Below are 11,926 nucleotides of genomic sequence, written 5' to 3'. Positions count from 1 at the left end.
CTCCGGTTGCGCACTATAAGCCGGACGCCCGAAGGGCGGCTAGCATGCCCGCAAACGTGGCAAAGTGCCAGCCCTGTTCGTCGGCGGTTTGCCCAACCCGGCGCATTACGGTAGCTTTGGCCCTTTCCTGGGCGCTACGGCTCCCTTCATCTGTTTCGCTTCTATTTTTTCGTCTCTGACGCTAGGTTTTCCATGGCTCAATACGTCTATACCATGCATCGGCTGGGCAAAGTTGTCCCGCCGAAGCGGGAAATTTTGAAGAACATCTCCCTGTCGTTTTTCCCAGGCGCCAAGATCGGCGTGCTCGGCCTCAACGGCTCGGGTAAATCCACCCTGCTGAAAATCATGGCGGGTGTCGACACCGAGTTCGACGGCGAAGCCCGTCCGATGCCGGAACTGAACATCGGCTACCTGCCCCAGGAGCCACAGCTGGACCCGTCCAAGACCGTGCGTGAAGTGGTCGAGGAAGCGGTCAGCGTGATCAAGGACGCCCAGGCGCGCCTGGACGAGGTCTACGCTGCCTACGCCGAGCCGGATGCCGACTTCGACAAGCTCGCCGCCGAACAGGCCAAGCTCGAAGCCATCCTCCAGGCCAGCGACGGCCACAACCTCGAGCGTCAGCTGGAAGTAGCCGCCGACGCCCTGCGCCTGCCGGCCTGGGAAGCCAAGGTCGAGCACCTGTCCGGTGGTGAAAAACGCCGTGTGGCCCTGTGCCGCCTGCTGCTGTCGGCCCCGGACATGCTCCTGCTCGACGAACCGACCAACCACCTGGATGCCGACTCCGTCGCCTGGCTGGAACACTTCCTCCACGACTTCCCGGGCACCGTGGTAGCCATTACCCACGACCGTTACTTCCTCGACAACGTCGCTGGCTGGATTCTCGAACTCGACCGCGGCGCCGGTATTCCGTACGAAGGCAACTACTCGGGCTGGCTGGAAGCCAAGTCCGATCGTCTGGCCCAGGAATCCAAGCAGCAGTCGGCCCACGAGAAGGCCATGAAGGAAGAACTGGAGTGGGTGCGCAAAGGCGCCAAGGCTCGTCAGTCCAAGTCCAAGGCCCGCCTGCAACGCTTCGAAGAAATGCAGTCGCAGGAATTCCAGAAGCGCAGCGAGACCAACGAGATCTACATCCCGGCAGGTCCGCGCCTGGGTGACAAGGTCATCGAGTTCAAGAACGTCTGCAAGGGTTATGGCGATCGCGTGCTGATCGACAACCTGTCGTTCGCCATGCCCAAAGGTGCCATCGTCGGCGTGATCGGCGGTAACGGTGCCGGTAAATCGACCCTGTTCCGCATGCTGATGGGCAAGGAACAACCGGACTCGGGCAGCATCGAGATCGGTGACACCGTGCAACTGGCCTGCGTTGACCAGAGCCGTGAAGACCTCGACGGCAACAAGACCGTGTTCCAGCAGATTTCCGACGGTTCCGACCAGTTGCGGATCGGCACCTACGAGATCCCGTCGCGCACCTATGTTGGCCGTTTCAACTTCAAGGGCGGTGACCAGCAGAAGTTCGTCAAGGACCTCTCTGGTGGTGAGCGCGGCCGTCTGCACCTGGCCCTGACCCTGAAAGAGGGCGCCAACGTCCTGCTGCTCGACGAACCGTCCAACGACCTGGACGTGGAAACCCTGCGTTCGCTGGAGGAAGCCCTGCTGGACTTCCCGGGCGCCGCCATCGTGATCTCTCACGATCGCTGGTTCCTTGACCGTGTGGCCACCCACATCCTGGCCTACGAAGACGATTCGCAGGCGGTGTTCTTCGAAGGCAACTACACCGAGTACGAAGCCGATCGCAAGAAGCGCCTGGGCGAAGCTGCTGCCCAGCCGCACCGCGTACGGCACAAAAAACTGGCATAACCCTCAGGGTTCTGCACTGGAACGGGGCCTTCGGGCCCCGTTTTTTTGCCCAAAATTTACCGCAGCCCAGTAAGAGCGGGCTTGCCCCGCGATGTGCTACAACATGTATACACTTATACAAATGCACCATTTAATTTCATAAAAACGACATGTCGCCCTGTTGCGGTGCGGTTGCTTCTTGGTAAAGTCGAGGGAAAAACATAAGTCCAACTCTATCTGGTGAATGTCTACATGATCGAATCTGTCGAAGATTTTCTCGCTCGCCTCAAGCAACGCGACCCCGCCCAGCCTGAATTCCATCAGGCCGTCGAAGAGGTGCTGCGCAGCCTCTGGCCGTTCCTCGAAGCCAATCCGCATTACCTGCAGGCCGGTATCCTCGAGCGTATGGTCGAGCCGGAGCGGGCGATCCTGTTCCGCGTGTCGTGGGTCGATGACCAGGGCAAGGTCCAGGTCAACCGCGGCTACCGCATCCAGATGAGCAGTGCCATCGGCCCGTACAAGGGCGGCCTGCGTTTCCACCGCTCGGTAAACTTGGGCGTGCTGAAATTCCTGGCCTTCGAGCAGGTGTTCAAGAACTCCCTGACCTCGCTGCCTATGGGCGGCGGCAAGGGCGGCTCGGACTTCGATCCGAAGGGCAAGAGCGATGCTGAGGTCATGCGCTTCTGTCAGGCGTTCATGAGCGAGCTGTACCGCCACATCGGTGCCGACCTCGACGTGCCGGCCGGTGACATCGGCGTCGGCGCCCGCGAAATCGGTTTCATGTTCGGCCAGTACAAGCGCCTGGCCAACCAGTTCACTTCGGTGCTGACCGGCAAGGGCATGACCTACGGCGGCAGCCTGATTCGCCCGGAGGCCACCGGCTACGGCTGCGTGTACTTCGCCGAAGAGATGCTCAAGCGTCAGGACCTGCGCATCGACGGGCGCCGGGTGGCCATCTCCGGTTCCGGCAACGTTGCCCAGTACGCCGCGCGCAAGGTCATGGACCTGGGCGGCAAGGTGATTTCGCTGTCCGACTCCGAAGGCACCCTGTACTGCGAAGCCGGCATGACCGACGAGCAGTGGGATGCGCTGATGGAGCTGAAAAACGTCAAGCGCGGCCGTATCAGCGAGCTGGCCGAGCGTTTTGGCCTGGAGTTCCGCAGAGGCCAGCGTCCCTGGAGCCTGGCGTGCGACATCGCCCTGCCATGCGCGACCCAGAACGAACTGGACGCCGAAGACGCCCGCACCCTGCTGCGCAACGGCTGCCTCTGCGTGGCCGAAGGCGCCAACATGCCGACCACCCTCGAGGCTGTGGATATCTTCATCGAGGCCGGCATCCTCTTCGCCCCGGGCAAGGCGTCCAACGCCGGCGGCGTGGCCGTCAGTGGCCTGGAGATGTCGCAGAACGCCATGCGCCTGTTGTGGACTGCCGGTGAAGTGGACAGCAAGCTGCACAACATCATGCAGTCGATCCACCACGCCTGCGTGCATTACGGCGAAGAGAACGGCCGGATCAACTACGTCAAGGGCGCCAACATCGCCGGCTTCGTCAAGGTTGCCGACGCCATGCTGGCCCAGGGCGTGGTCTAAGCCTCGGGTTCGATGGCGACGATCTCGATCGACAGATCCCCTGCCGGTCGTCGCCACAGCACCTCGTCACCGGGCGCGGCTCCCAGCAACGCCCGGCCCAGGGGTGAACCCCAGTTGATCAGGCCGCTGGCGGCATAGGCCTGGTCTTCACCGACCAGTTGCACCTGATGCTGGCGGCCCTGCTCATCGACGAACCGTACCCGGCTGCCAATCTGCACTTTTTCATGGGAAGTGGCGGGCGCGACGACCTGGGCGCTTTGCACCCGGGCGCTGAAGTAGCGCAGGTCGCGTTCGGTTTCGGCCAGACGCTGCTTGTCGGTCTGGTCGCCCTGGCTCAGGAGTTCGCTGCGCAGGCTGTTCAGTTCGGCGAGCCGTTGTTGCAGCAGGGTCAGGCCACGGGCAGTGACATGGTTGGGTTGCTCGCTGACCCGGCGCTCCACCGGCTGGTTGGCCTGGTCGGCGGCCTGGTCTTCGTTGACGAATGCTCGGCTCATGAGGGCCTCCTTTCATGGGAGACCATGCTGACAGTCCCGCAGTTGCATCGGATGTCCGATTGCGACCTACTTGCGTCGATAGGCGCGCGCGGCATCCCGATCTTTTTCTTCCTGCCACTGCTCATCACGATCCTCCCAGTGACGGGCGCGGTATTCCTGCAGGTCCTGGTTCTCCTGCATGGCGTGGCACTGGCGAAAGCCATCGTCCCAGCCGGACTCATACTGGCGGTTGTGCAGGTAACGCGGTACGTCCTTGCGAAAATCCCCGGCCATCACCCCGGCGGCCTGGCGGCCGCTGCTGCAACCGTCCTGGAAACCATCGGCGTAGGCCGGTGGATAACCCTGATTGATCAGTTGCTCGTGGGTTGTCTGGCAACCCGCAAGTACACCCATTAGCGCTACTACCAGCCAATACCGCCGCATGTTCAGACTCTCCGCTTGCCAGGGAAAGTCTAGGTGGGGAATTGTTGGTGGCGTGTCAAAAGGATGTGATCAGGGTATTGGGGCTGCTGCGCAGCCCATCGCCGGCAAGGCCGGCTCCCACACTGGACTGTGTACACCTGACCTGTGGGAGCTGGCTTTGCCAGCGATGCAAGGCGCAGCCTTGCTAATACTGGTACCACTTAAGCTCCAGCATCACCTCGTTCTGCGCCGACGCCAACTTGCTGAAGTCGCGGCTGGCACTGAGCCGCAGGCCCAGGTCACGGGACAGCTCCCACTGCTGGTTCAAACTCAGGCTACGACGCACCTCGCCATTGGTGAAGTAGTCGGCCTTGGCCTCGACACTCAGGTTGCCCAGTGGATTGCGCCACAGCAGCCCGGTATTGAAGCCCGCTGCCGGGGCAATGAAGCCGGCGAAGTCATTGTTGTGCTCGACCCGCACTGTGCCCAGGGCAAAGCCAAGCAGGTCATCGGCCAGCTGCCAGGTACCGCCGGCACCGCCGTTGACGTGGCTGACCAGCACCTCATCGCCATGCTTGCCCAGCACTCGCTCAAGCCCCCCGGCGACCTGCCACGACCAGGGTTGCAGCAGGGCATTGCGCGGGGTCAACGAGCGAATGGTGGCCAGGTCCAGGCGTTGCACCTGCCAGTCGTTGCCTTCGTACTGGCGCAGCTTGAGCTGAAGGATCTCGATCTGTGCGCCGAGGGGGAAGCCGTAGGCATTGTCGTTGAGGTCGTGATAGGCCATGCGCAGGCCATACTCGGCATAGGCGCGATCATCGCGGCTGCCCAGGCCCAACTGCCAGGTGCGCGACTGATGGCCATCTTCAGGCAGCCCCGGGCGCTCGATTTCAAGCTCCGGCGGCGGGTTGCGGTTGATTGCCCGCAGCAGCTCGAAGCTGCGTTGGGTGCGTGCCGGATCACGCTCCTGGCCGTTGGCCCGGTAACGTTCCAGGCGATAGGCGGCGTCCTGCACCAGGGCCTGGCGCTCGCGGGGCAGGGCGGTGAACGCTGGGCTTTGCAGTTGTGCGGTGTCGGCACTGACCGCCAGCACTTGCTGTTGCTCGCTGGCATCCAGCGGCTTGGCCCGCTCCAGCAGTTCACGTTCGCGTGACGGCCGATAGTCGATGCGCTCGACCAGGCCGGACTGCTTGACCGCCTTGACGGTGTCGGTGGGGATTGCGGTCAACGGGAATTGCGACGTCAGGTCCAGGCTCGGGCGCGCCACCTGCAACAGTTCGAGCAGGCGGTAGGAGCAGTTTTCGTCGAAGAAGAAGTAGTCGAACTGGATCTGCTTGAGTTCCCAGACATGCTCGACCATGCGCCCGGTTTCTTCCGGGGTCAGGTTCAGTCGGTATTCCCACAGGTCGCGGTTTTCCAGGCTGCGGTACTCGGAGAGCTTTTCCTGGTAGGGCACCAGGGCGAACAGGCCCGGATAGCCGCCCATCAGGCCTTTCCAGGCGTAGAGGATGCTGTTGTCGCTGCCTTCGATGTACGCGCCGAAGTTGATTGCGTAGCTGAGCAGGGCGGTTTCGTTGCTCTGCACATCGGCCTGGTCGATCCGCAACAAGGTGTGGCCGAACATCGACGACGGGCTGTTCAGGTAGGCGGCCGGGAAGATCATCACCGCACTGTGCGGCGAGACGTCCTTGAACCACTGGCTGTATTCCTTGCAGTCCGGGCTCGGCAGGTCGGTCAGCTGCAACTGCTCGCGCAGCCAGCGGGTACGCGCCGGGAACACGCACTGGGCGTGTTTGTCGCCGAGGCTCGCCGGTGCGTACAGCGCGTTGACGGTGGCGCGCAGTTCCTGGTCCGGGTGATGGGCGCCGTCTTCGGCGAGAAAGAAGCGCTGGTCGTCGACGTAGCTGCGCCAGCCGCCAAGCTTGGCCGTCTCGTAATGACCGAGGGCGATCCAGTAGCGGTCGGCCGCCAGTTGCTTCAGGCGTGCGTCATCGAATGAAGGGGCAGCATGCAGCGGGGCGCAGGCACAGAGCGCCAGGTAGGCAAGGCGTTTGAGCATGTCGGGCAACTAAGTCTGAATGATGCCGATAGAGGCGGACAACAACCCGCCCCGGTGACGGGGCGGGTGGGCCGAGCTTAAGCCTGGGTGGCGTATTTGGCCAGGCGCGGATCGCTTTTCAGCACCGCGAGGGTGTTGCTGTGCACGTCTTCAGCCGTTACGTCGGCGGTCTTGAAGATGTCCTGGAAGTGTTGATGGGTAACCGCGGCAAAGTGCGCGCGATCTTCCGGGGCGACGCCAAGCACCACGGCATAGGTGGTCAGTGCTTCACCTTGACCCTTGGCCATGTCTTCGGAGAGTTCGTTCATCATGCCGTTCATGGCGAACCATGATTTACCGCCATAGGTCAGCGCAGAGTTGGTCGAGCAGCCGTTGGTGCCCGAGGTCATGCCGAAAGTGGCGTTACCGGACGTGCCGTTGGTGGTGGACGCAAGGAAGTGGGCCGGTGTGCCGCGTTGGCCCTCGAACAGCATGTTGCCCCAGCCGCAGTCCGGTCCGCCAGGCGCCTGGGCCATGGCATTGAGTGAGACCGCGGTGAACAGAGTACCCAGAAGAATCCGTTTCATAGCATTGTTCTCTTTCTAGAATTACATACCAAAGGTCAGGGTTGTCTGGCATATCTGTAGGACCAGTTGCCAGGGCGGGTCGGTTATTTACCCAGCCGCGCAGTTTGGAGTTTAGGCACGATCTAACGGTTCCGTGATTTATTGCGAAAGATTGCCTGAAAATATTGACGTAGATCGGCTTTTCGCCCCTGCGACAATTAGCAGCGATGAGCCTTGCAAGGCGCACGCGCACGGCGCCAGAATGCTGACATCCGCCCCGCCGAAGTAAGGAAGCCCGATGCCCGATCCTGTCGCTGCGAGCCTGCGTCTTGCGCCCGAAGCCCTGACCCGGCCGTTTTCCGCTGAACAGTTCGCTTTTTCCACCACCAATGATCTGGAGCCTTTTCGCGGTGTGCTTGGCCAGGAACGTGCGGTCGAAGCCTTGCAGTTCGGCGTCGCCATGCCGCGTCCTGGGTACAACGTATTCGTCATGGGCGAGCCCGGTACTGGCCGCTTCTCGTTCGTCAAACGCTACCTCAAGGCCGAAGGCAAGCGCCTGCAAACGCCGTCGGACTGGGTCTATGTCAACAACTACGACGAGCCACGCGAGCCGCGCGCGCTGGAGTTGCCACCGGGCAGCGCCGGGGCGTTCATCAGCGACATCGGCGGTCTGATCGACAACCTGCTGGCAACCTTTCCAGCGGTCTTCGAGCACCCGTCCTACCAGCAGAAGAAGAGCGCCATCGACCGCGCCTTCAACCAGCGTTACGACCGCGCCCTGGATGTGATCGAGCGCGCTTCGCTGGAAAAGGACGTGGCCCTGTACCGCGACAGCAGCAATGTCGCCTTCACCCCGATGGCCGACGGCAAGGCGCTGGATGAAGCCGAATTCGCCCAGTTGCCGGAAGCCGAGCGGGAGCGTTTTCACGACGATATCGCCGTCTTGGAAGAGCGCCTCAACGAAGAGCTGGCGAGCCTGCCGCAATGGAAGCGTGAATCGAGCAACCAGCTACGCCACCTCAACGAAGAAACCATCACCCTGGCCTTGCAGCCATTGCTGGCGCCGCTGTCTGAAAAGTACGCAGAAAACGCCGCCGTCTGCGCTTATCTGCAGGCCATGCAGGTCTACCTGCTGCGCACCGTGGTCGAACAGCTGGTCGATGACAGCAAGACCGACGCCCAGGCGCGCAAGCTGCTTGAAGAGCAGTACGCGCCAAGCCTGGTGGTCGGCCATCACGTCAGCGGCGGCGCGCCGGTGGTGTTCGAGCCGCACCCGACCTACGACAACCTGTTCGGCCGTATCGAATACAGCACCGACCAGGGCGCGCTTTACACCACCTACCGGCAACTGCGCCCGGGTGCCCTGCACCGGGCCAACGGCGGTTTCCTGATCCTCGAAGCCGAGAAGATGCTCAGCGAGCCGTTTGTCTGGGACGCCCTCAAGCGCGCCTTGCAGTCACGCAAGCTGAAGATGGAGTCGCCGCTGGGCGAGTTCGGCCGCCTGGCCACCGTCACCCTCAACCCGCAGATGATCCCGCTGAACATCAAGGTGGTGATCATCGGCGCACGGCAGTTGTACTACGCCCTGCAGGATCACGATCCGGACTTCCAGGAGATGTTCCGGGTGCTGGTCGACTTCGACGAAGACATCCCCATGGTCGACGAGAGCCTGGAGCAGTTCGCCCAGTTGCTCAAGACCCGCACCAGCGAGGAGGGCATGGCGCCGCTGAGCGCCGATGCGGTGGCGCGCCTGGCCACCTACAGTGCGCGCCTGGCCGAGCACCAGGGGCGTTTGTCGGCGCGCATCGGCGACCTGTTCCAGCTGGTCAGCGAGGCGGACTTCATCCGCCACCTGGCCAACGACGAAATGACCGACGCCGGGCATATCGAGCGCGCCCTCAAGGCCAAGGCCACCCGTACCGGTCGGGTGTCGGCGCGGATTCTCGACGACATGCTGGCCGGCATCATCCTGATCGACACCGACGGCGCCGCGGTGGGCAAGTGCAACGGCCTGACCGTGCTCGAAGTCGGCGATTCGGCTTTCGGTATACCGGCGCGGATTTCCGCCACGGTCTACCCGGGTGGCAGCGGCATCGTCGACATCGAGCGCGAGGTCAACCTCGGCCAGCCGATCCACTCCAAGGGGGTGATGATCCTCACCGGTTACCTGGGCAGCCGTTATGCCCAGGAATTCCCCCTGGCGATCTCGGCGAGTATCGCCCTGGAGCAGTCCTACGGTTATGTCGACGGTGACAGTGCGTCGCTGGGCGAGGCTTGCACGCTGATCTCGGCCTTGTCGAAAACCCCGCTCAAGCAGTGCTTCGCCATCACCGGCTCGATCAACCAGTTCGGTGAAGTGCAGGCAGTGGGTGGGGTCAACGAGAAGATCGAAGGCTTCTTCCGCCTGTGCGAAGCTCGTGGCCTGACCGGCGAGCAGGGGGCAATCATCCCGCGCGCCAACGTCGCCACTTTGATGCTCGATGAGCGGGTGCTGCAGGCGGTGCGCGCCGGCATGTTTCACGTCTACGCAGTGAGCCAGGCCGACGAGGCCTTGAGCCTGCTGGTCGGTGAGCCTGCCGGTGAGCCGGATGAAGAGGGCCAGTTCCCTGAAGGCAGCGTCAACGCCCGGGTGGTGGAGCGCTTGCGGGTAATCGCCGAGATGATCAGCGAAGAGGACCTCAAGGAGGCAGAAAAGGAGCAGGCCGAACAGGCCCTGGCCCAGGTCAAACCGTCCTGATTTGAGTGGTACGAGTCAAAAAAACGGCGCTAAATGGAACATGACCATTCGGCGCCGGTTTTTCCACGCATGGGCGGAATTCTTCTATTCTTCAGTTCAGGGACAGTCGTAGGTACAGGAATGAGACAGCCTTCACCTGAGGGCTGAACAAGGGTTTACCGAGGACCTTCGCCATGCCGCGCAGCCTCAGCCTCACCCGTCAATGCCTGGGCCTGGTGACCCGCATTGAATGCAGTATCCGCCCACTGGCCGGTGACAACGGCATGTGGACCCTGCTGTTTGCCGCCGGCATGGCTGGCGAGCAGCCTTCTGCGATCAAGGCCCAGGGGCCGTTTCACGGGCCGTTCGTGGCCGAATCGGTACTCAACGCCATTGTCGACAGCCTGACTCTGCACGGTTATCAGCTGGCCGACGATCCGCAGATCTGGTGCGTGCACCTGCAAGCCCAACTGCGCCGGATCAACGGCGAACGCGTCCATCACGTCGGCGACTTCCAGTTCCATCCGGAAACCTGAGACGCCTGCGCCACGCCTGTGGCAGCGTGCCACGGGCTTTTTCTGTCATGGGTGGCTGTTATACTCGCGCTCGCTTTTTTGCCAACCTGACGAGTTTTCAATGGAACGTATTATCGAAAATGCGATGTATGCCTCGCGCTGGCTGCTCGCGCCGATCTATTTTGGTCTGTCGTTGGGCCTGCTGGCGCTGGCACTGAAGTTCTTCCAGGAGATCTTCCACGTCCTGCCCAACGTCTTCGCCCTGGCTGAAGCCGACCTGATCCTGGTGCTGCTGTCGCTGATCGACATGGCCCTGGTTGGCGGCTTGCTGGTGATGGTGATGATTTCCGGTTACGAGAACTTCGTCTCGCAACTGGACATCGACGAAGACAAGGAAAAACTCAGCTGGCTGGGCAAGATGGACTCGTCTTCGCTGAAGATGAAGGTCGCTGCCTCGATCGTGGCGATTTCCTCGATCCACCTGCTGCGGGTGTTCATGGACGCGCGCAACATCGAGACCCAGTACCTGATGTGGTACGTGATCATCCACATGACCTTTGTGGTCTCGGCCTTTGCCATGGGTTACCTGGACAAGGTCACCAAGCACTGATCAGGCGTTGAGCCGGTCAACAACCGCCCGTCCGTTGCAAAACGGACGGGCGGTTGCGTTTTTGCCTTGTGCTTTGTACACAGCTGTACAAAAAATGAACGGTCACTCGAAGTTCCAGTAATGAGGTATCGCAATGAACCTTCAACAACTGAGCACCGAGGCCAGGGCCGGTCATGTCGAAGAGCTCAATCTGATCGCCATCGAAGGTGGTGACTTTTTGATTGAGGCCCGGGTAAAAGGCCATGCGCATCCGTTAGTGGATAAGCTCGGCAAGCGTCTGCAAGTGCATTCGGTGGTCGATGCGCAACGCCTGCTTGAAGGCTTGCCCGCTGTGCCGCTGCACCTGGTGCACTGGTCGATGGACGACGAGATGTGTGGCGGCGGCGATGCCGGTGACAGCGACCTGAAAATACCGATGCCACGCCGTTCTGCCTGGTAGCTGATCTGCGCCAGCGCAGTGTGCTAGGCTGCTCGCCCTTTTCATAAAGGGCGCGGCTGTCATGCGCCCTGCAGCGGAGCAAGCAAATGTCCGAACTCAACCTGTCTACCGACGAAACTCGCGTCAGCTACGGCATCGGCCGTCAGCTGGGTGGCCAACTGCGTGACAACCCGCCACCAGGCGTAAGCCTGGACGCCATCCTGGCCGGCCTGACCGATGCCTTCGACGGCAAGGAAAGCCGCGTCAGCGAAGCCGACTTGTCGGCCAGCTTCAAGGTCATCCGCGAAATCATGCAGGCCGAAGCGGCTGCCAAGGCCGAAGCGGCCGCTGGCGAAGGCAAGGCCTTCCTGGCTGAAAACGCCAAGCGTGACGGCATCACCTCCCTGGCTTCGGGCCTGCAGTTCGAAGTGCTGACCGCAGGTGAAGGCGCCAAGCCAAGCCGCGACGACAGCGTGCGTACCCACTACCACGGCACCCTGATCGACGGCACCGTGTTCGACAGCTCCTACGAGCGCGGCCAACCAGCCGAGTTCCCGGTCAGCGGCGTGATCGCCGGCTGGACCGAAGCCCTGCAACTGATGAATGCCGGCAGCAAATGGCGCCTGTACGTTCCGAGCGAGCTGGCTTACGGCGCTCAGGGCGTTGGCAGCATCCCGCCGCACAGCGTGCTGGTGTTCGACGTCGAGCTGCTGGACGTTCTGTAAGAACGTCAGAGGGCCT

The 11,926-nt window shown here is 62.1% G+C and carries 11 protein-coding genes; 7 read left to right on the top strand and 4 right to left on the bottom strand.

All coding sequences use genetic code 11. The features are described 5' to 3' along the window. Positions 1 to 192 precede the first annotated feature (192 nt). Both ettA and gdhA read left to right on the top strand, forming a co-directional pair. Positions 193 to 1,857 carry an energy-dependent translational throttle protein EttA gene (ettA, locus tag CCOS864_RS24470; RefSeq protein ID WP_115088784.1) on the top strand — a complete coding sequence of 555 codons (1,665 nt, stop codon included), beginning with the start codon at positions 193 to 195 and terminating at the stop codon, positions 1,855 to 1,857. Positions 1,858 to 2,088: 231 nt separating this feature from the next. Continuing rightward, complete coding sequence (gene gdhA, locus CCOS864_RS24465; protein ID WP_115088783.1) at positions 2,089 to 3,426, top strand: NADP-specific glutamate dehydrogenase; 1,338 nt, start codon at positions 2,089 to 2,091, stop codon at positions 3,424 to 3,426. On the opposite strand, the gene CCOS864_RS24460 is transcribed toward gdhA, so the two are convergent. From CCOS864_RS24460 to CCOS864_RS24445, 4 genes are all read right to left on the bottom strand, one after another. Next, entirely contained in the window at positions 3,423 to 3,920 is a 498-nt protein-coding gene (locus tag CCOS864_RS24460) for a GreA/GreB family elongation factor (RefSeq protein WP_115088782.1), read from the bottom strand. The genes gdhA and CCOS864_RS24460 overlap by 4 nt on opposite strands. 66 nt (positions 3,921 to 3,986) lie before the next feature. After that, positions 3,987 to 4,343 carry a hypothetical protein gene (locus CCOS864_RS24455; protein WP_115088781.1) on the bottom strand — a complete coding sequence of 119 codons (357 nt, stop codon included), beginning with the start codon at positions 4,341 to 4,343 and terminating at the stop codon, positions 3,987 to 3,989. A gap of 184 nt (positions 4,344 to 4,527) precedes the next feature. After that, positions 4,528 to 6,381, bottom strand: coding sequence for a DUF7840 domain-containing protein (locus CCOS864_RS24450; protein ID WP_115088780.1), 1,854 nt, complete (start codon positions 6,379 to 6,381; stop codon positions 4,528 to 4,530). A 77-nt stretch (positions 6,382 to 6,458) separates the two neighbouring features. Continuing rightward, positions 6,459 to 6,947, bottom strand: coding sequence for a DUF3015 domain-containing protein (locus CCOS864_RS24445; protein ID WP_010226385.1), 489 nt, complete (start codon positions 6,945 to 6,947; stop codon positions 6,459 to 6,461). A 277-nt stretch (positions 6,948 to 7,224) separates the two neighbouring features. Here CCOS864_RS24445 and CCOS864_RS24440 point away from each other — a divergent pair, with 277 nt between their 5' ends. From CCOS864_RS24440 to CCOS864_RS24420, 5 genes are all read left to right on the top strand, one after another. Then, on the top strand, positions 7,225 to 9,663 hold the full coding sequence (locus tag CCOS864_RS24440) for a Lon protease family protein (RefSeq protein ID WP_115088779.1): 2,439 nt from the start codon (positions 7,225 to 7,227) through the stop codon (positions 9,661 to 9,663). Positions 9,664 to 9,836: 173 nt separating this feature from the next. Further along, positions 9,837 to 10,178 carry a PA4575 family protein gene (locus CCOS864_RS24435; protein WP_010226382.1) on the top strand — a complete coding sequence of 114 codons (342 nt, stop codon included), beginning with the start codon at positions 9,837 to 9,839 and terminating at the stop codon, positions 10,176 to 10,178. A 100-nt stretch (positions 10,179 to 10,278) separates the two neighbouring features. After that, positions 10,279 to 10,767 carry a TIGR00645 family protein gene (locus tag CCOS864_RS24430; RefSeq protein ID WP_038997223.1) on the top strand — a complete coding sequence of 163 codons (489 nt, stop codon included), beginning with the start codon at positions 10,279 to 10,281 and terminating at the stop codon, positions 10,765 to 10,767. A 133-nt stretch (positions 10,768 to 10,900) separates the two neighbouring features. After that, a complete protein-coding gene (locus tag CCOS864_RS24425) occupies positions 10,901 to 11,206 on the top strand; it encodes a DUF6482 family protein (RefSeq protein ID WP_115088778.1) in 306 nt (101 codons plus the stop codon). 86 nt (positions 11,207 to 11,292) lie between these two features. Further along, positions 11,293 to 11,910: a BamJ family beta-barrel-assembly machinery protein gene (locus CCOS864_RS24420; protein WP_115088777.1), complete on the top strand. Its 618-nt coding sequence runs from the start codon at positions 11,293 to 11,295 to the stop codon at positions 11,908 to 11,910. Positions 11,911 to 11,926: the final 16 nt, after the last annotated feature.

The organism is Pseudomonas wadenswilerensis (assembly GCF_900497695.1).
In the GTDB taxonomy this organism is placed as follows: domain Bacteria; phylum Pseudomonadota; class Gammaproteobacteria; order Pseudomonadales; family Pseudomonadaceae; genus Aquipseudomonas; species Aquipseudomonas wadenswilerensis.
Note: the sequence above shows the minus strand (reverse complement) of the source record. Positions and strands in the feature narration are given on the sequence as shown.

What these genes read in the sequence shown, in the direction of transcription:
- CCOS864_RS24430 (WP_038997223.1), top strand. Translation starts at nt 10,279, where the DNA reads ATGGAACGTATTATCGAAAATGCGATGTATGCCTCGCGCTGGCTGCTC.
- CCOS864_RS24460 (WP_115088782.1), bottom strand. Translation starts at nt 3,920, where the DNA reads ATGAGCCGAGCATTCGTCAACGAAGACCAGGCCGCCGACCAGGCCAAC.
- gdhA (WP_115088783.1), top strand. Translation starts at nt 2,089, where the DNA reads ATGATCGAATCTGTCGAAGATTTTCTCGCTCGCCTCAAGCAACGCGAC.
- CCOS864_RS24440 (WP_115088779.1), top strand. Translation starts at nt 7,225, where the DNA reads ATGCCCGATCCTGTCGCTGCGAGCCTGCGTCTTGCGCCCGAAGCCCTG.
- CCOS864_RS24455 (WP_115088781.1), bottom strand. Translation starts at nt 4,343, where the DNA reads ATGCGGCGGTATTGGCTGGTAGTAGCGCTAATGGGTGTACTTGCGGGT.
- CCOS864_RS24425 (WP_115088778.1), top strand. Translation starts at nt 10,901, where the DNA reads ATGAACCTTCAACAACTGAGCACCGAGGCCAGGGCCGGTCATGTCGAA.
- CCOS864_RS24420 (WP_115088777.1), top strand. Translation starts at nt 11,293, where the DNA reads ATGTCCGAACTCAACCTGTCTACCGACGAAACTCGCGTCAGCTACGGC.
- CCOS864_RS24450 (WP_115088780.1), bottom strand. Translation starts at nt 6,381, where the DNA reads ATGCTCAAACGCCTTGCCTACCTGGCGCTCTGTGCCTGCGCCCCGCTG.
- CCOS864_RS24445 (WP_010226385.1), bottom strand. Translation starts at nt 6,947, where the DNA reads ATGAAACGGATTCTTCTGGGTACTCTGTTCACCGCGGTCTCACTCAAT.
- CCOS864_RS24435 (WP_010226382.1), top strand. Translation starts at nt 9,837, where the DNA reads ATGCCGCGCAGCCTCAGCCTCACCCGTCAATGCCTGGGCCTGGTGACC.
- ettA (WP_115088784.1), top strand. Translation starts at nt 193, where the DNA reads ATGGCTCAATACGTCTATACCATGCATCGGCTGGGCAAAGTTGTCCCG.